Here is a 20,366-nt window from a genome sequence, read left to right on the forward strand (position 1 = left end):
GTCGGCTCCGTACCTGCGGCCGGCCGCCGTCATGGGCGGCCGTCACCCGGTACGGGCGTCGGGGCTGGTGGATCGAGTGCGTGCGGCCCGCCTGAGCGGACGGCTGTGGATGGGGAATCGGGCGACGACGCCTGCGCGGCCTCGTGGCGGTGATCGTCGCCGAGGCTAGGCGCGCGGTGCGGCCCGGCCAACCCCTAACCGGCCGGTCGGGGGCCGTCGCCCCGCCGCCCCGACCCGGCTCCGCCGTCGCCGGGACGGCCCGCCGATACCCCTAGCGCGCCGCCCCTAGGGGCGGTTTCGGCCGCGCGGCGGGATAGCGTCGGAAACCCCCCGCCTCCGCTCCGCGACCGGACCACCCACCGGCCGGCGGAACCGCTCGCCGCACCCTGGAAAGGGGCCACCATGAGAGTTCTGCTCGTCACCCCGTCCGCACCGGACCGGCTGCACGCACTCATGCCGCTCGCCTGGGCCCTGCGTACCGCCGGGCACGAGACCCAGATCGCGGGCCGCCCCGGCTTCATGGAGACCGTCACCATGACCGGATTCGTCGCGGTACCCGTCGGCTCCGACGTCAGCACCGGCGTCGGGTCCGGCGGAAGCACGGCCGCCGCGCGCGCCGGGCGTACGGAGCCGTACGACACCGGGGGGACCCCGGACCCCGCCACCGGGACCGGTGACGGCTACGACGGCGGATCCGCCGGACCGTACACCGCCGGGCACGGTTCGGCGTACGACCCGGGGAGCGGCGGGCGGTACGGCCCCGGGGGCCCCGCCGGGTACCCGGGCCGGAGCGGCGCCGTACTCGACGACCACGCCGATGTCGAAGGGCTGCTGGCCCATGCCGCCCTGTGGCGGCCCGACCTGCTGCTGTGGGAGGGCGACGCGCCCGCCGGGGCCGAGGCGGCGGCCAAGGCGGGCCTGGTCGCCGTCTGCGCCGCCGGGCCGTTCGACCCCGCCACGACCTCCGGCGCCGCGGCCGTACTCGACACCCTGCCGCCGTCGCTGCGCCGCCCCGAGCACACCGAACGGATCCCCGTCCGGCCCGTGTTCTACGGCGGCCCCGCGCAACTGCCGTCCTGGCTGGGCCGGAAGGTGCGCCGCCCCCGGATCCTGGTCACCGGCGACCTCTCCGACGCCACGGTCGTCGCCGTCCTGGAGGCCGCGGCGGGCGTCGACGCCGAACTCGTCTGCGATCTGGGCCCCGACGCGCAGAACCGGCTCCCGGCCGGGCTCCGGCTGCCCGCGCACACCCGGATCCTCGACACCGTGCCCGTCGCCGCGACCCTGCCGACCTGCGCGGCCGTGATCCACGACGGCGGCGCGGCGCTGACCGCGGCGGCGGTGGCGTACGGGCTGCCGCAGTACGTCACCGGAGCGGCGGGCGGCACCCGGGTGTCGTCGGTCGCCGAACGCGCCGCCGGGGTCGGCGCCGCCCTTCCGCCCGGCACCCCCGACGCCCTGCGCGCCCTCCTCGCGGCCGACGGCCCGCGCGACCGGGCCCGCGCCCTGGCGGCCGAGACCGCCGCGATGCCCTCACCGCGCGAGACGGTCCCGGTCCTGGAACGCCTGGTCGCGGCGGCGGGCTGAGGACGCCGGCCCGACCGGCCGGGTACGGGCACGGCTGACGTGCCGCGCGCCTCGCGCCCGGCGCCCGGTCCGTGGTCCGGGGCGGCCCGGGGCGCCCCGGCCGTGCTCCCGGCCTCGCGCCGGGCCGCTGCCGGTGCGTCGCCGAGCGCGTTCGGCCCCGGCCGCGCGGCCGGAAGGAGCGGGCCGTGGCCCCGGTGCCCGCATGTCTTCGGCCGGGGAAACGGGGGTGCGTCGGGCCAGGGAGCCGGGCAGCATGGCGCCGTGGCTGATCTGCTGTGGGACGACATGAGCTGTCTCTCCGGCCCGGACTCGATGGGGCGGCTGCCGGACGTGTGTGTCCCGAACGCCTCCGTGGAGGACTGGCAGACGGTCCTCGATCTCCTCTCGGAGAAGGGCTGGAAGTACCGGTACTCCGAAGGCGAGGCGGTGCTTCCGGTGCCCCGGGCGGCGGACGTGCTGTCCCGCCCTGCGGATGCCGAGTGCCCTGAGCCGCGGGTCCGGCCGACTGCCGATGTGCCGGCGATCTTCCGGTTCCTCGCGGACGACGAAATCGACTTCGACGCCGCCCTGCGGGAGTCGCAGGGCCAGGAACGACTCGATGTGTTCCGCGACTTCCTCCGGGAGCCCGGGCGGCGGCCGGGCAAGCCGGTGCCGATGGGCGCGGAGGGCGACTACGGGCATCCGGTGCCCGGCTTCGGCGTCGGGGCCGATCGCGTCGTTCTCCTCGCGGACCCGCGAGTCGGGTGAGTGCGGCTGGCGGCCGCGGTTCGTAGAAGGTTCCTTCGCGGAGCATCGCGAGGAGAACGACGCGATCTGCCCCGGCGTCGGGCGGGGCAGAACAGTGCCTGGGTGTGGTGACCGGCATGCGCGCGTCGGCCGCCCGGACCGGCCCGGTTGGCCCGGCCCCGGCCCGGCCGGGGCCGGAGAGGCGGCGTAGGACCGGGGGTTCCGGGCCGGGCACCGTGGGTCCTTCGTGCCGCCGGATCGCGTCCGGGCGGGTACCCCACACCCGGGCCCGGGGCGCCCCCGGGCGGAGATTAGGGGTGGGTGACGTGCGGCGACGTCGGTAGCGTCCCAGGCGGCGCGTCGGTCGGGCGGAGGAACGCCGGGTCCGCGATCTCGCGACGGACCCGTTCCGCGTGCCGGATGCGATGCGGGTCGGACATCTGGGAAACGGGGCGCCGCGATGGCGAATGAGGAGAAGCTCCGCGCATATCTCAAGCGCGCGACGACCGAGTTGCAGCAGACGCGGCAGCGGTTGCGGGACGTCGAGGCGCGCGGCCACGAGCCGATCGCCGTGGTCGGGATGAGCTGTCGCTATCCCGGCGGCGCGGACACCCCCGACGCCCTGTGGCGGCTGGTCGCCGAGGAGCGGGACGCCATCGGCGGTTTCCCCGCCGACCGGGGCTGGGACACCGCGCGGCTCTACGACCCCGAGCCCGACAAGCCGGGGAAGACATATGTCCGCGAAGGCGGATTCCTCTACGACGCGGCCGAGTTCGACGCCGCCTTCTTCGGGATCTCCCCGCTGGAGGCCGCCCGGATGGACCCCCAGCAGCGGCTGCTGCTCCAGGCGTCCTGGGAGGCCGTGGAGCGGGCCGGGACCGCGCCCGAGACCCTGAAGGGCAGCGCCACCGGGGTCTTCGCGGGCGTCATGTACCACGACTACGTCGGCAACGCGCCCGGCGGCAGCCTGATCTCCGGTCAGGTCGCCTACAACCTGGGCCTGGAGGGCCCGGCGGTCTCCGTCGACACGGCCTGTTCGTCGTCGCTGGTCGCCCTGCACCTGGCGGTGCGGTCGCTGCGCTCCGGCGAGTGCTCCCTCGCGCTCGCCGGGGGCGTCGCCGTGATGGGCACCCCGGAGATCTTCCTCGACTTCAGCCGGCGGCGCGGGCTCGCGCCCGACGGCCGCTGCAAGTCGTTCTCCGACGACGCCGACGGCACCGCCTGGGCCGAGGGCGTGGGCGTCCTCGTACTCGAACGGCTCTCCGACGCCCGCCGCAACGGCCGCCGGATCCTCGCCGTCGTCCGGGGCACGGCCGTCAACCAGGACGGCGCCAGCAACGGGATGATGGCGCCCAACGGGCCGTCCCAGGTGAAGGTCATCCAGCAGGCCCTCGCGGACGCCGGACTGACCACCGCCGATGTGGACGCCGTCGAGGCGCACGGCACCGGTACGCCGCTCGGCGACCCGATCGAGGCGCAGTCCCTGCTGGCCACCTACGGCGGCGGCAGGCCCGCCGAACGGCCCCTGCTGCTGGGCTCCGTCAAATCGAACATCGGCCATCCGCAGGCCGCCGCCGGGGTCGCCGGGATCATCAAGATGGTGCTGGCCATGCGGCACGGCACCCTGCCGAAGACCCTGCATCTCGCCGAGCCGTCCCGGCACGTCGACTGGTCGTCCGGCGCCGTCGAGCTGCTGACGTCCACCGTGCCGTGGCCCGAGACCGGCCGGGTCCGGCGCGGCGCCGTCTCCTCCTTCGGCTTCAGCGGCACCAACGCGCATATCGTGCTGGAGGCCGCGCCCGAGTTCCTCGATGCCGCCGGCCCCGCCGAAGGCGACGACGACAACGAGGGCTACCCGGACTTCCCGGGCGCCCTCGAATCCGGCGCGCCCGCCCCCGGCGACCCGGCCCCGCCGAGGGCCTTCGAACCGGACGACGACACGGTCGGTGCCCCCGGGCCGCGCGTCGTCCCCGTGGTGGTGTCGGCCCGGACCGACAGCGCGCTACGAGCCGCCGCCGGGCGGCTCGCGGCCCGGGCCGACACCGCTTCCGGTGACGCCCCCGACACCGCTGACGACGCCACGGCCGCCGATATCGGGCTCTCCCTCGCCACCGGCCGCTCCACGTTCGAGCGCCGGGCCGTCGTCCTCGGCACCGACCGGGCCGAACTCGCCGCCGGGCTGCGCGCCCTGGCCGCCGGGGAGACCGCGCCCGCCGTGATCACCGGGACGGGCGGCGGCAGCGGCCCCCGGGGCCGTACCGTCTTCGTATTTCCCGGCCAGGGCTCCCAGTGGCCCGGCATGGCCACCGAACTCCTCGCCGAGTCCCCGGTCTTCGCCCGCCGTCTCGCCGAGTGCGAGGCCGCCCTGGCGCCCTTCACGGACTGGACCGTATGGGACGTGCTGTACGGCGCCGAGGGCGCGCCGCCCGCCGAACGCGTCGACGTCGTCCAGCCCCTGCTCTGGGCCGTGATGGTCTCCCTCGCCGCCCTCTGGCGGGCGCACGGCGTCGAACCCGACGCCGTCATCGGCCACTCGCAGGGCGAGATCGCCGCCGCCTGTGTCGCCGGATCGCTCTCCCTCGCCGACGGCGCCCGGGTCGTCGCCCTGCGCAGCCGCGCCATCCGGGAGACCCTGGCGGGGAGCGGCGGCGGGATGCTCGCCGTCGGCCTGGCCGCCGAACGCGCCGAGGAGTATCTGGAGCCGTACCCCGACCGGGTCTCCGTCGCCGCCGACAACGGCGCCGGATCCGCCGTACTCGCCGGGGACGGCGAGGCGCTGGACGCGCTCGCGGCCCGGCTCGCCGCCGACGGCGTACGGGTCAAGCGGGTCCCCGTCGACTACGCCTCCCACTCGGCCCATGTCGAAGCCCTGCGCGACCGGCTCCACCACGACCTGGCGCCCGTCGCGCCGGTCGCGGGCAGCATCCCCATGATGTCCACCGTCACCGGCGACTGGGTCGACGGCACCGAACTCGACGCCGGGTACTGGTTCCGCAACCTCCGCGGCCGGGTCCGCTTCGCGCCCGTCGTGGCGGCGCTGGCCGACAAGGGCCACACCACCTTCGTGGAGGCCAGCCCGCACCCCGTACTCACCATGAGCGTGCAGGAGACCGCGGGCGCCCTCGGCACCGAAGCCGTCGTCGGCGGCACCCTCCGCCGGGACGAGGGCGGTACGCGGCGGTTCGCGCACTCCCTGGCCGAGCTGTACACGGCCGGGGCCGCCGCCCCCGACTGGACCCCCTTCTTCCCCGGCGCGCGGACCGTCGACCTCCCCACCTACCCGTTCGAGCGGACCCGCTACTGGGAGCTCGGCGAGAACGCCTCGGCCCCGGCCGCCGGGCCCGCCGGGTCCGAACCGGCGCCCGCCGCCGACGACTCCGCCCTCTGGCAGGACGTCGCCGCGGGCGACACGGACGCCGTGGCCCGCACCCTCGGACTGCCCGCGGAACGGCTCACCGCGGTCGTCCCCGCCCTCGCCGCCTGGCGGCGGGGCGCCGAACGCCGGGCCGTCCTGGACTCCTGGCGGTACCGGGTCGACTGGGCGCCCCTCACCACCGGGCGGCCCCCGGCCCTCGACGGAACGTGGCTGGTGATCCCGCCGCCCTCAGCACCCGTACCGTCCGATCCGGCCGCCGTACGGGCCGCCGCCCTCGCCGACGGGCTCGCTGGCCTGGGCGCGACCGTCGTCACCGTCGACCTGGCCGACGCCGACGGCGGAAAGCCCGACCGGGCGGCGCTCGCCGACCGGCTGCGGGCCGCCGCCGGGGACACCCCGCCCGCCGGAGTGCTCTCCCTGCTCGCCCTCGACCCGGGCGGCGAGGACACCCCCGGACTGCCGCGCGCCACCGGACGCACCCTCACCCTCGTCCAGGCCCTGGCCGACGCCGCCGTCGACGCGCCCCTGTGGTGCGTCACCTCCGGTGCCGTCGCCGTCGACCCGTACGAGGACGCCGACCCGGCCGCCGCCACCCTGTGGGGCCTCGGTACCGTCCTCGGGCTCGACCTCCCCGCCGCCTCCTGGGGCGGACTGGTCGACCTCGCCCCCGGCGACGCGTCCGATACCGGCCCCGGCTCCGACGACGGGCTGTACGGCGTCATCGGCGGCACCACCGGCCGGGGCGAGAACGCCGTGGCCCTCCGGCACGGCGGCGCCTTCGCCCGCCGGATGGTCCGCGCGCCCCTCGGCGGCACCGGACCCGAGCGGCCCTGGCGCCCGCACGGCACCGTCCTCGTCACCGGCGGCACCGGCGCCGTCGGCGCCCGGATCGCCCACTGGCTCGCCGAAACCGGCGCCGAACACCTCGTCCTCACCAGCCGCCGGGGCACCGAAGCGCCCGGCGCCGCCGAACTCGCCGCCGGACTCACGGCCACCGGGGTCCGGGTGACCGTCACCGCCTGCGACCTCGCCGACCCCGAAGCCGTCGGCCGGCTCGTCACCGGACTCCGTACCGCCGCCGACCGGCCCCCGCTGACCGCCGTCTTCCACGCGGCGGGCGTACTGCCCGACGAACCCCCGCTCGCCGAGACCGGCCCCGAACCCTTCGCCGCCGCCCTCCGCGGCAAGGCACACGGCGCCGCCCTCCTCGAAACGGCGCTCGAAGACCACCCCCTGGAGGCGTTCGTCCTGTTCGCCTCCGGCGCCGCCGTCTGGGGCACGTCCGGGCGGCCCGCCTACGCCGCCGCCAACGCCTGGCTCGACGCCTTCGCCCAGCGCCGCCGCGCCCGCGGCCTCCCCGCGACCTCCGTCGCCTGGGGCTCCTGGGGCGCCGGAATGGCGGGCGCCGACAGCGGCGCCCACCTCAGCCGGATGGGCCTGCCCGAGATGGACCCCGACCTGGCGGTCGAGGCCCTCGGCACGGCACTCGACCACGGCGAGAGCCATCTCGTCGTCGCCGACGTCGACTGGGACCGCTTCACCCCCGTCTACACCCTCGGCCGGGACCGGCCCCTGCTGCGCGATCTGCCCGACGCCCACCGCGCCGGGCGCTCCGACGACACCGCCACCGGCGCCGGTACGGGGACCACCGCCGACGGCACCCCCGCCCTGGTCGCCGAACTCGCCGCCAGGCCCGAACCCGAACAGCGGCGGCGCCTGCTCGACCTCGTCACCGGTCATGTCGCCGTCGTCCTCGGCCACGAGAGCGCGTCCGCCGTCGAACCCGACCGCGCGTTCAAGGAGACCGGCTTCGACTCGGTCTCCGCCGTCGATCTGCGCAACCGGCTCGCCACCGCCTGCGGCGTACCGCTCCCGGCGACCGCCGTCTTCGACCACGCCACCCCGGCGGCGCTCGGCGCGCATCTGTGGAGCCTGCTCTACGAACCCGGCGTGCCCGGCGGCCCCCCGGGCGGCGGCGCGGACGGAAACGCACCCGTGAGCGCGGTACTCGACCGGCTGGAGGCGCGGATCGACGCGCTCTCCCGGGAGGAGATCGAGGGCGCCCGGCTCGGGGCCCGGCTGGCGGCGCTCGCCAACCGGGTCACGGCGGCCCTGGGCGCCGGCCAGGAGGCGGGCGGGGGACCGGCCGGGGCCGGGGTCGCCGACCGGATCGGCACGGCCACCGCCGACGACCTCTTCGACCTGATCGACAACGAACTCGGGGCGAGCTGACCGCACCGCCGGAACGGACATGAGGGCAGATGGCTAACGAAGACAAGCTCGTCGACTATCTCAAGCGGGTCACCGTCAACCTCCACCAGACGCGGGAGCGGCTGCGGGAGCTGGAGAACGCGGAACAGGAACCGATCGCCGTGGTGGCGATGGGCTGCCGCTTCCCCGGCGGGGTCGGATCCCCCGACGACCTGTGGCGGCTGGTCACCGAGGAGCGGGACGCCATCGGCCCCCTCCCGGCCGACCGGGGCTGGGACCCCGAGACGATCTTCAGTACGGGCGGCGGGGCGGACGGCTCCGGTGACGGCGGCGGTTCCGGTTCCGGTTCCGGGGCCGAGTCGGGGGACGCGTACGCGCGCGGTGGATTCCTGGCCGGCGCGGGCGACTTCGACGCCGCCTTCTTCGGCATCTCGCCCCGCGAGGCCCTCGCCCTCGACCCCCAGCAGCGGCTCGCTCTCGAACTCGCCTGGGAGACCGTCGAACGCGCGGGCATCGCCCCGCACACCCTGCACGGCTCCCGGGTCGGCGTCTTCGTCGGCAGCGGCAGCCAGGACTACTACGACGGCGTCGCGCCCGACCGGATGGCCGAGGTCGCCGACGACTACCTCAGTACCGGTACCGCGGCCTCCGTGATCTCCGGCCGGATCGCCTACAGCCTCGGCCTCCAGGGCCCGGCGATCACCGTCGACACGGCCTGCTCGTCGTCGCTGGTCGCCCTGCACCTGGCCGTACAGGCGCTACGGCAGCGGGAGTGCGGACTCGCCCTCGCGGGCGGGGTGATGGTGATGTCGACACCGTCGCCGTTCCAGGCGTTCAGCCGCCAGGGCGGCCTCGCGCCCGACGGCCGCTGCAAGGCCTTCTCGGACGACGCCGACGGCACCGGCTGGTCCGAGGGCGCGGGCCTGGTCCTGCTGGAACGCCTCTCCGACGCCCGCCGCAACGGACACGAGATCCTGGCCGTCGTCCGAGGCAGCGCCGTCAACTCCGACGGCGCGTCCAACGGGCTCACCGCCCCCAACGGACTCTCCCAGCAGCGTGTCATCCGGCAGGCCCTCACCGCCGCCCGGCTCTCCCCGAACGACGTCGACGCCGTCGAGGCCCACGGCACCGGCACCACCCTCGGCGACCCCATCGAGGCCCAGGCACTGCTCGCCGTCTACGGCGCCGACCGCGCCGAGGACCGGCCGCTCTGGCTCGGCTCCGTCAAGTCCAACCTGGGCCACGCCCAGGCGGCGGCCGGCATCAGCGGCGTCATCAAAACGGTCCTGGCCCTGCGGCACGGACTGCTGCCCAGAACCCTGCACATCAGCCGTCCGACGACGGCCGTCGACTGGACCCGGGGCGCGGTCCGCCTCCTGGAGACCGCCCGCCCCTGGCCCGCCGGCGCCGACGACCGACCGCGCCGCGCGGGCGTCTCGTCCTTCGGCGTCAGCGGCACCAACGCGCACATCATCCTGGAGGAGGCCCCGGCCGAGGGGGCCGTCTCCGCCGACGACGAGTCGGCGGGATCCACGGGCCGTTCGTCGGCGGGCGCGGCCGGTGCGGACGGCTCCGCTACCGCCGTCGGCTCCGCCGGTACGGCATCGGTCCGTACGGGCACGGACGCGGCGGCCCGGGTCTCCGGGCAGCCGGATGGCGGCCCGGCGCCTGTCGACGCCGAGCCGACCGGTGCGGAGGGTGTGTCCACTCCCGCCGAGGGTGAGGGTGTGGCTTCCGGCGCGGCCGGGACCGCGGCGGGGCAGTCGGGCGGCCAGTCCGCCGGATCGCCCGCGACGGCGGCCGGTGCGGACGGTGTTCCCGTCCCCGCCGGGGCCAAAGCGCCCGGCGGGCGTACCGGAACCGGCGCCGACGGAAGCGTGCCGTGGCTCCCCGGTGTCCCCGTGCCCGTCGTCGTGTCGGGCGCCGAGCCCGCCGCCCTGCGGGCGCAGGGCGGCCGGATCGCCGGGCTGCTCGACGAGGAGGCCGCCGGGGTGCTCGACCTCGGGTACTCCCTCGCCGCCACCCGGTCCCCGCTGCGGCACCGGGCCGTTGTCCTCGCCGCCGACCCGGCGGCCGTACGGGCCGGGCTCGCTGCCGTCGCCGACGGGGCCGAGTCCCCGGCGGCGACCACCGGGACCGCCCAGTCGGGGCCCGTCGCCTTCCTCTTCTCCGGGCAGGGCGCCCAGCGCGCCGCCATGGGCCGTGAGCTGTACGCCGCGTTCCCCGTCTTCGCCCGCGAACTCGACGCCGTGTGCGCCGTACTCGACCCGCTGCTCCCCGAGCCCCTGAAGCCCCTGCTGTTCGACGGGCCCGACGGCGCGCTCGACCGGACCGCCGTCACCCAGCCCGCCCTCTTCGCCTACGAAGTCGCCCTCCACCGGCTGCTGGTGTCCTGGGGCGTCGTCCCCGATCTGCTGATCGGCCACTCCGTGGGCGGCATCGCCGCCGCGCACGTCGCCGGGGTGTTCGGGCTCGAAGACGCCTGCGCCCTGGTCGCTGCCCGGGGCCGCCTGATGCAGGCCCTGCCGTCCGGCGGCGCGATGGCCGCCGTCGAGGCCACCGAGGACGAGGTACTGCCGCTGCTGACGGACGGCGTTGTCGTCGCCGTCCACAACGGCCCCCGGTCCCTGGTGGTCTCCGGCCCCGAGGCCGGGGTCGAGGCCGTCGCCGCGCGCCTGCGCGAGCGGGGCCGCAAGGTCCGCGCGCTCCGGGTCTCGCACGCCTTCCACTCGCCGCTGATGGACGACATGCTCGACGATTTCGCGGCCGTCGCCCGCTCCCTGGAGTACGCCCCGCCGCGTCTGCCCGTGGTCTCCGACACCACCGGCCGGATCGCCGGGGCCGACGAACTGCGCGACCCCGAGTACTGGGTCCGGCACGTCCGCGAGGCCGTCCGCTTCCACGACGGCGTCGCCGCCCTCCGGGCCGCCGGGGTCCGCCGGTGGGTGGAGATCGGGCCGTCCGCCGTCCTCGCGTCGCAGATCCCGGCGATCCTCGCGGAGAGCGCCGACTCCGCCCCCGCCTCCGTCCTCGTCGTGCCCGCCCAGCGCGCCGACCGGCCGCAGGCCGAGACCCTGCTGACGGCCGTCGCCCGGCTCTACACGGACGGAGTCGACGTCGACTTCGGCGCGGTACTCGGCGGCCGGGGCGCCCGCAAGGTGCCGCTCCCCGTCTATCCGTTCCAGCACCGCCGCTACTGGCTCGACGGGCGCGGCGCCCGCGACCAGGTCGCCGCCGCCGGACTCAGCACCCCCCGCCACCCCCTCCTCGGCGCGGCGATCACCCTCGCCGACACCGACGGCGCCCTGCTGACCGGGCGGCTGTCGACGGCCGCGCAGCCGTGGCTCGCCGAACACACCGTCGGCGGTACGGTCCTGCTGCCCGGAACCGCCTTCGTGGAGCTGGCCCTCCAGGCGGGCGACGTCCTCGGCTGCGGCCGGATCGACGAACTCGTCCTCGCCGGGCCCCTGGCGCTGCCCGCCACCGGCGGCGTACGGCTCCAGATCGCCGTCGGCGCCGCCGACGAACTGGCCCGCCGTACGGTGACCGTGCACTCCCGGCCCGAGGACGCCGCCGCCGACGAGCCGTGGACACCGCACGCCTCCGGGATCCTCGCCCCCTCCGACGGGCACCCCGGTACGGCCCTCACCGCCTGGCCGCCGCCCGGCGCCCGGCCCGTCGACGTCGACGGGCTCTACGACGACTTCGCCGGCACCGGGCTGACGTACGGCCCCCTCTTCCGCTCCCTGAGCGCCGCGTGGCGCGACGGCGACAGCGGCAGCGACGACGTGTACGGCGAGGTACGGCTGCCCGCCGAAGCGGCGGCCGACGCCGAACGGTTCGCCCTCCACCCCGCCGCCCTCGACGCGGCGACGCACGCCCTGCGCGCGGCGGGCGGCGGGGACGCCGAGGACGGGGGAGTGGGCCTGGTCCCGTTCTCCTGGGCGGGCGTCGAACTCCACGCCCGGGGCGCCGCCGCCCTGCGGGTACGGTTCCGGCCCACCGGCCCCCGTACCTTCACCGTCGCCTTCGCCGACGCGACCGGCGCGCCCGTCGCCACGGTCGGGACCAACGCGTTCCGGCCGCTGGACCGGGCCGCCGCGCCGGGAGCCGTAGCGGCCCGTCCGCTGTACCGGCTCGGCTGGCAGCCCCTGCCGACTCCGGCTTCCCCGGCTTCTCCGATGACGGGCCTTCCGCAGGTCACGGTGGCGGAGTTCGCCACGGCGACCGGCACTCGTACCGCCGCCGCCGGACCGGAGGCCGGGGCGGGCGAGGACCGTACCGGTGACACGTCCGCCGCCGGGGCCGAGGGGCGTGCCGATGGCGCGGTCCCGGCCGGAGAGGCCGTGCCCGGCGCCCGTACCGGTGTCGCGGATGCCGGATCCGTCGAGGCGCCTGGCGACAGGAACGGGGCCCCGGGCGACGCCATCCGCGTACTGCTCCTCCGTACCGCCCCCGGGTCCGGCGCCGACGCCGTCGAAGCCGCGACCCGGGCCGCTCTCGACGCCCTTCAGTACGTCCTCGGCGACGGGGACGACCTGCTCGCCTTCGTCACCCGGGGGGCCGTCGCCCTCGGTGACGGCGGGCCCGGCGATCTCGCCGGGGCCGCCGTCCAGGGGCTCGTACGGGCCGCGCAGGCCGAGCATCCCGGGCGGCTGCTGCTGGTCGACAGCGACGACCCCGACACGGTGTCCGCCGGGACGATCGCCGCCGCCCTCGCCGCCGGGGAGTCGCAGATCGCCGTACGCGACGGGGTCGTCCACGTCCCCCGGCTCCGGCGGGCAGCGCCCGCCGACGGGCCCGGCCCGTCCTTCGGCGCGTCGGGGACCGTCCTGGTCACCGGGGCGGGCGGGGCCCTCGGGCGGCGGGTCGCCCGGCATCTCGTGTCCGAGCACGGCGTGACGAGCCTGCTGCTGCTCGGCCGCCGGGGCGCGGAGAGCCCCGGGGCCGCCGAACTGACCGCCGAACTCGAAGGCCTCGGCGCCCGGGTGGTCTGGGCCGCCGCCGACCTCGCCGACGGGGCACAGCTCGCGGACGCCCTCGGCCGAGTACCCGACGACCTGCCGCTCAGCGGTGTCGTACACGCCGCCGGGATCGTCGAAGACGCCGTCGTGACATCCCTGACGACCGATCAGCTCAGGGCCGTACTGCGGCCCAAGGTGCTCGGCACCCTCCGCCTCGACGAGGCCGTCCGAGACCACGGCCCGGTGCCGTTCGTGCTGTTCTCCTCGGTCTCCGGGGTGATCGGCGGGCCCGGCCAGGCCAACTACGCCGCCGCCAACGCCTTCCTCGACGCCTTCGCCGAACGGCGCGCCGCCGACGGACGGCCCACCGTCTCCGTCGCCTGGGGCCTGTGGGGCGAGGCGGGCGGTATGGGCGGCGCGCTCGACGCCGCCGACCTGTCCCGGCACGCGCGCGGCGGGCTCACCCCGCTGACCGACGCCGAAGGGCTCGCCCTGCTCGACGCGGCGCTGGCCCAGGACGCGCCGGCCGTGGTCGCGGCCCGGATCGTCCCGGCCGCCCTGCGCGCCCGGGGCGGCGACGTCCCGGCCGTACTGCGCGGACTGACCGGCACCACCGTCCGCCGGGCCGCGACCGCCGGGGAGCCCGGCGCCTCCGGCGGCTCGTACGCCGAAACCCTGGCCGCGCTGCCCGCCGCCGACCGGCGGCCCGCCGTCCTCGACCTGGTCCGCCGGAAGATCGCGGCCGTCCTCGCCCACGAGTCGGCCGCCGCGATCGACCCGGAGTTGGAGTTCCAGCGCCTCGGCTTCGACTCGCTCACCGCCATCGAACTCCGCAACACCCTCGGCGAGGCCACCGGACTCCGGCTCCCCGCCACCCTCCTCTTCGACCACCCCACACCCGCCGTCCTGGTGGACGAGCTGATGGAGCGGCTGACCGGCGCCGACCCCGCCGCCGCCACCCCGGCCGCCGCGACCACCGGCACCGCCCGGGACGACGACCCGATCGCCGTCGTCGGCATCGCCTGCCGCCTCCCCGGCGGCGCCTCCTCGCCCGAGGAGCTGTGGCGGCTGCTCGCCGAAGGCGGCGACGCCGTCGGCGACTTCCCCGCCGACCGGGGCTGGGACGTCGAGGGCCTCTACGACCCCGACCGCGAACGCCCCGACACCAGCTACGTCCGCCGGGGCGGCTTCCTCTACGACGCGGGCGACTTCGACCCCGTACTCTTCGGCGTCGCGCCCAACGACGCGGCCCTCATCGACCCCCAGCAACGGCTGCTCCTCGAAGCCGCCTGGGAGGCCCTGGAGCGGGCCGGGATCGACCCCCGGTCGCTGCGCGGCAGCGATACCGGCGTCTACGCGGGCGTCCAGTACCACGACTACATCGGCGCGGCCAGCTCCGGCTCCATCGTCACCGGCCGGGTCGCCTACAGCCTCGGCCTGTCCGGGCCCGCCGTCAGCGTCGACACCGCCTGCTCCTCGTCCCTGGTCGCCCTGCACCTGGCCGCCCGCGCCCTGCGCGACGGCGACTGCGGACTCGCCCTCGCGGGCGGAGTGACCGTGATGGCGACACCCGAGACGTTCGTCGAGTTCAGCCGCCAGGGCGGCCTCGCCCCCGACGGCCGGGTCAAGGCGTACTCCGCCGACGCCGACGGCACCACCTGGTCCGAGGGCGCCGGACTCGTCGTACTCGAACGCCTCTCCGACGCCCGCCGCAACGGCCACCCCGTCCTCGCCCTCATCCGCGGCAGCGCCGTCAACCAGGACGGCGTCTCCAACGGCCTCACCGCCCCCAACGGCCCCTCCCAGCAGCGGGTCATCCGGCAGGCGCTGGCCGACGCCGGACTCACACCCGGCGATGTGGACGCCGTCGAGGGCCACGGCACCGGCACCCGGCTCGGCGACCCCATCGAGACCCAGGCCCTGATGGCCGCCTACGGCCGGGGCCGCCCGGACGACCGGCCGCTGCTGCTCGGCTCGGTCAAGTCCAACCTGGGCCACACCCAGGCCGCCGCCGGAGTCGCCGGGCTGATCAAGATGATCCTCGCCCTGCGCCACGGCGAACTCCCCAGGACCCTGCACGTCTCCGGCCCGTCCGACGCCGTCGACTGGACCGACGGCGGAGTCCGGCTGCTGACCGAGGCCGCGCCCTGGCCGCGCGGCGAGCGCCCGCGCCGGGCCGGGATCTCCTCCTTCGGCGTCAGCGGCACCAACGCCCATGTCATCGTGGAGGAGCCGCCCGCCGAGGACCCCCGGCCCGAACCCGGCGCCACTGCCACCGACACCGCCGCCGGTACGGGGGGCGCCGCGACCGGCCCCGTACCGTGGCTGCTCTCCGGCCGGACCCGGGCCGCGCTCGCCGCGCACGCCGAGCGGATGCTCTCCTACCTCAACGACGACCCCGACCGCGACCTGGCCGCCACCGGCCGCTCCCTCGCCGTCTCCCGGGCCGCCCTGGAGCACCGCGCGGTCGTGATCGGCGCCCGGGCGCCCCAACTGCTGCGCGGACTGATGGCCGTCGCCGACGGCGAGGACGCGCCGGGCGTCGTCCGGGGCGAGGCCCGCGCCCAGGGCCGTACCGCCTTCCTCTTCTCCGGACAGGGCTCCCAGCGGACCGGGATGGGCCGCGAACTGTACGAGGCGTACCCGGAGTTCGCCGAAGCCCTGGACGCGGTCTGCGCCAGGATCGACCCCTGGCTGCCCCGGCCCCTGAAGGACGTCATGTGGGCCGAACCGGAGTCCGACGACGCCGCCCTGCTCGACCGGACCGTCTTCACCCAGAGCGCACTGTTCGCCGTCGGGGTGGCGCTGCTGCGGCTGCTGGAGTCCCGGGGCGTACGGCCCGACGCCGTCGCCGGACACTCCATCGGCGAACTCGCCGCCGCCCACGCCGCCGGGGTCCTCACCCTCGACGACGCCTGCGCGCTGGTCGCCGCCCGCGGCACCCTGATGCAGGCCCTGCCCGAAGGCGGGGCGATGCTCGCGATCGCCGCCGCCGAGGACGCCGTACGCGACGCGCTCCCCGACGGCGCCGCGATCGCCGCCGTCAACGCGGCGAACTCCGTCGTCGTCTCCGGCGACCGCGACACCCTGGCCGTCCTCGCCGACCGCTTCGACCGCACCCGGTGGCTCACGGTCTCGCACGCCTTCCACTCCGCCCATATGGACCCCATGCTGGGCGACTTCACCGAGGCCGCGGCCCGGATCACGCTCGCCGAGCCGGTCCTGCCGCTGGTCTCCACCCTCACCGGCGCCCCCGCCGGGGACGAACTCCGCACCCCCGGCTACTGGGCCCGCCAGGTCCGGGAACCCGTCCGCTTCCTCGACACGGTCCGCGCCCTGGAGGACCTCGGCGTCACCCGCTTCGTGGAACTCGGCCCCGGCGCCACCCTCACCGCCCTCGTCCAGGAGATCACCGCCGAACGCACCCCCGACGCCGTCACCACCCCGACCCTGGCCAGGAAGACCCCCGAACGGGACGCCTTCCTGACCGCGCTCGGCGCCCTGCACACCGGCGGCGCCGCCGTCGACTGGCGGGCCCACTTCGGCGAGCTGCCCCACACCGACCTGCCCACCTACCCCTTCCAGCGGCAGCGCTACTGGCTGGCGTCCACCGCGGGCGGCGCCGGACCCGAGGAGCATCCGCTGCTCGGCTCCGGCACCGAACTCGCCGACGCCCGCGGCCTGCTGTTCAGCGGCCGGATCTCCCTCGGCACCCACCCCTGGCTCGCCGACCACGTGGTCAACCGGGCCACCCTCTACCCCGGCGCGGCGCTGGTCGAGTCCGCGATCCGGGCCGGGGACGCCGTCGGCTGCCCCCACCTGGCCGAACTCGTCATCGAAGCGCCGCTGGCCCTGCCGGAACGGGCGGGCGTACGGCTCCAGTTCGCGGTCGGCGCCCCCGGCGGCGACGGCACCCGGACCTTTACGGTCCACGGCCGGACCGAAGGCGCCCCCCAGGGCACGCCGTGGACCCGGCACGCCACCGGCGTGCTGGCCCCCGCCGCGCCCGTACCGCCGGTCGATCTCACGGCCTGGCCGCCGCCGGGCGCCGAACCCGTACCCGTCGACGGGCTCTACGCCGACCTGGCCGGACAGGGCGTCTCCTACGGGCCCGCGTTCCAGGGCCTCAAGGCCGTCTGGCGGGCGGGCGACGAGGCGTACGCCGAGGTCGAACTGCCGCCGGCGGGCCGCTTTGGCGCCGAACGGTTCGGCGTCCACCCGGCCCTGCTCGACGCCGTACTGCACGCCATCGGCTTCAGCGCCGCCGGATCCGACGCCCCCGTCCTCCCCTTCACCTGGGAGAACGTCGAACTCCACGCCGTGGGCACCACGTCCGTACGGGTCCGGGTCAGGCCCGCCGGAACCGGGACCGCCGCCCTCGACGTCGCCGACGGCGGCGGACGGCCCGTACTCACCGTCGGCGCCCTGCGGCTGCGGCCCGCCGCCGGGACAGCCGCGCCCACGGCGCCCGCCGCCGCGCCCGCCGACACCCTCTTCGGGGTCGAATGGCAGCGCAGGCCGCTGCCGGCCGCCACCGCGCCCGCCGACTGGACCGTCCTCGGGCCCGACCGCTGGGGGCTCGCCGCCGCCGTCGGCGCGCCCGTGACGACCGGACTCGACGGCTCCGGCACGCTCGTCCTGCCGTGCGGCACCGACCCCGCCGGTCAGGACGGCTCCTCTCCGGAGGCGCCGACCGCCGGGGCCGTGCACACCGAGACCGCCCGGGTCCTCGGCGTGCTGCGGGAGTGGCTGACCGAGGAGCGGTACGCCGACCGGCGGCTGGTCGTCGTCACCCGGGGTGCCGTCGCCGACGGCTCCACCGGCACCGGCGCCGGTATCGACCCGGTGGGCGCGGCGGTCCGCGGACTGGTCCGTTCCGCGCAGGCCGAACACCCCGACCGGATCGTCCTGGTGGACCTCGCCCCGGACGGGCCGCCGCCCGGCGCCGCCCGGCTCGCCGCCGCCGCGGGCAGCGGCGAGGCCGAGGTCGCCCTGCGCGGCGACAGCCTGCGGCTGCCCCGGCTGGCCAGGACCGCGCCCACGGCGACCGCCCCCGGCTGGGACCCGGACGGCACCGTCCTGCTCACCGGCGCGGGCGGCGCCATCGGCGGCGAGGTCGCCCGGCATCTCGTCACCCGGCACGGCGTACGGCGGCTGCTGCTCGTCGGCCGGCGCGGCGCGGACACCCCGGGCGCGGCCGAACTGACCGAACGGCTGGCCTCGGCGGGCGCCGAAGCGGCCTGGGCCGCCTGCGACGCAGCCGACCGGGACGCGCTGGCCGCCGTGCTCGCGGCCGTACCGGCGGACCGGCCGCTGCGGGCCGTGGTGCACGCGGCCGGCGTCCTCGACGACGGCGTCGTCACGGCCCTGACCCCGGACCGGCTCGCGGCCGTACTGCGGCCCAAGGTGGACGCGGCCCTGCATCTCGACGCCCTCACCGCCGGACTGGAACTGACCCACTTCGTCCTGTTCTCCTCGGCCGCCGGACTGCTCGGCGCCCCCGGGCAGGGCAGTTACGCGGCGGCCAACGCCTTCCTCGACGCCCTCGCCGAGCGGCGCCGGGCCTCGGGCCGCCCCGCGACGTCCCTGGCCTGGGGCCTGTGGCGGACCGGCGGCGACGGGATGGCCGACGGGATGGGGGCGGCCGACGCCACCCGGATCGCCAAGACCGGGATCGGCGCCCTGACGGCGGCGGAGGGCCTGGCGCTGCTCGACGCCGCCGGAACCCACGACCGGGCCCTGCTGGTCCCGATCAAGCTCGACACCGGGGCGCTGGCCCAACTGCCGCCCCAGGAGGTCCCCGGCCTCTTCGCCGGGCTCGCCGGCGGCGGAACCCGGCGCACCGCCGACGACGCCCCGGCGGGCGGCGGGGGCGGGCTGCGGGAGCGGCTGGCGGCGATGGCGCCGCACCAGCGCAAGCCCGCCCTGCTCGATCTCGTACGGACCCACGCGGCCGGGATCCTGGGCCTCGCCGACGCGGGGGAGATCGACCCCGACCGGCCGTTCAACGAGACCGGGTTCGACTCGCTCACGGCGGTCGGGCTGCGGAACAAGCTGACCCTCGTCACCGGGCTCAGGCTCCCGGCGGGCATGATCTTCGACTACCCCGACCCCCGGTCCCTCGCGGCCCATCTGGCCGGCGAACTCGCCCCGGACGAGCCCCCGGCGGACCCGGCTCCCGTGACGGCGGCGGGCGCCGACGAGGACGAGGCCGTACTGTCCCGGATCCGGGACGCGCTGGCGACCGTCCCCGTCTCCCGGCTGCGCGAGACCGGCCTCCTGGACGGACTGCTCGCCCTGGCCGGTTCCGCCCGGGACACCCCGGCCGCCCCCGGCGACGGCGAGACCGACGGCGGCGCGATCGACGCCATGGACAGCGAGGCGCTGATCAGCCTGGCACTGGGCGGGGGCACCGACCCGAACTGACCCGAGGTACGCAGCGGGGTGTCCCCGGCCGGGACCGGCCGGGGACACCCCGCCTGCCGTTACGGGGCCCGGGCGGCCGGGTTCAGGGGGTGCGCGGAGCCGGGACAGGGGTTCCCGGACCGAGGTGCGGGGGTTTCTTCGTACGGCGCGCCGACTCGGGCCGTACGACCGGGCCGGAGACGGCGACGGCCGGGCCGCCGAGACGTCTCGTCATCTCGTCGGCCCGGCCGTTCGCCGGCTGATCAGACCGCCGTGGTGCCGGTCCCGCGGGCGCGGACATGGCTCTCGACCCCGTCCAGCAGCCGCTGGAGACCGAACTCCAGGCTGGGGACGATGTCGTTGTACGGCTCCTCCGACGGCTCGAACACGCCCGCCGACACCACCCGGGACAGGGCGGGGAAGCGGGTGCCGTCCGCGAGGTCCTTCAGGGCGTGGGAGTACCCCTCGGCCATCTGTTCCACGGACACCCCGGTCCGGTCCGGCGACTGCGCCATCTCGCTCGACGTCCGGGCCAGGTCGCGGACGGCGCCGGTGACGAAGAGCACGAGATGCACCATCTCGTCGTCGCCGAGGCCGATGTCCGACACCTCCTGGAGCAGCGCGTCGAACCAGGCGAGCTGGTTGGGGCCGAGCGGCGGGGCGCTGGTGGTGATGTCCAGCAGCCACGGGTGGCCGGAGTACACGCCCAGCATCGCCCGCACCCACCGGTAGACACCCCCTCGCCAGTCCCGCCCGTCCCCCTCCGGTTCCCCGGTGGTCCCCGCGGCGCCGTCGGAGTCGCCCCGGCCCGGCGGTGGGCCCAGGGCCCGGTCGTACACGATGTCGACCAGCTGCTCCTTGCCCGGCACATAGCGGTAGAGCGACATCGCCGTATAGCCCAGCCGGCCGGCGACATGCTGCATGGAGAGCCCGTCGAGGCCCTTCTCATCGGCGATCTCGATGGCCGTAGAGGCGATCTTCTCCACCGAAAGACCCCGCTTGGGTCCGCGCGCCGAGCGGCCGGGCTCACTGCCCCACAGCACTTCCAGGGTCTTGACCTGGCTTTCTTTGTTTCTTCGGCTAACAGTCATCGCTCT

Annotated in this window: 5 protein-coding genes; 4 read left to right on the top strand and 1 reads right to left on the bottom strand. The window is 76.7% G+C overall.

The window, feature by feature from the left end; all coding sequences use genetic code 11:
• Positions 1–402: 402 nt before the first annotated feature.
• The 4 genes from ABZ714_RS07800 to ABZ714_RS07815 all read left to right on the top strand — a co-directional run bounded on the left by ABZ714_RS07800 (position 403) and on the right by ABZ714_RS07815 (position 19,290).
• Complete coding sequence (locus ABZ714_RS07800; RefSeq protein ID WP_358824256.1) at positions 403–1,587, top strand: nucleotide disphospho-sugar-binding domain-containing protein; 1,185 nt, start codon at positions 403–405, stop codon at positions 1,585–1,587.
• Between the two features lie 261 nt (positions 1,588–1,848).
• A complete protein-coding gene (locus ABZ714_RS07805) occupies positions 1,849–2,334 on the top strand; it encodes a hypothetical protein (RefSeq protein WP_358824257.1) in 486 nt (161 codons plus the stop codon).
• Between the two features lie 439 nt (positions 2,335–2,773).
• Entirely contained in the window at positions 2,774–7,921 is a 5,148-nt protein-coding gene (locus ABZ714_RS07810) for a type I polyketide synthase (RefSeq protein WP_358824258.1), read from the top strand.
• Positions 7,922–7,950: 29 nt separating this feature from the next.
• Complete coding sequence (locus ABZ714_RS07815; RefSeq protein ID WP_358824259.1) at positions 7,951–19,290, top strand: SDR family NAD(P)-dependent oxidoreductase; 11,340 nt, start codon at positions 7,951–7,953, stop codon at positions 19,288–19,290.
• Positions 19,291–19,532: 242 nt separating this feature from the next.
• Here the strand turns inward: ABZ714_RS07815 and ABZ714_RS07820 are convergent, their stop codons facing one another.
• On the bottom strand, positions 19,533–20,360 hold the full coding sequence (locus ABZ714_RS07820) for a TetR/AcrR family transcriptional regulator (RefSeq protein ID WP_358824260.1): 828 nt from the start codon (positions 20,358–20,360) through the stop codon (positions 19,533–19,535).
• Positions 20,361–20,366 lie beyond the last annotated feature (6 nt).

The organism is Streptomyces sp. NPDC006798, assembly GCF_040635975.1.
In the GTDB taxonomy this organism is placed as follows: Bacteria; Actinomycetota; Actinomycetes; order Streptomycetales; family Streptomycetaceae; genus Streptomyces.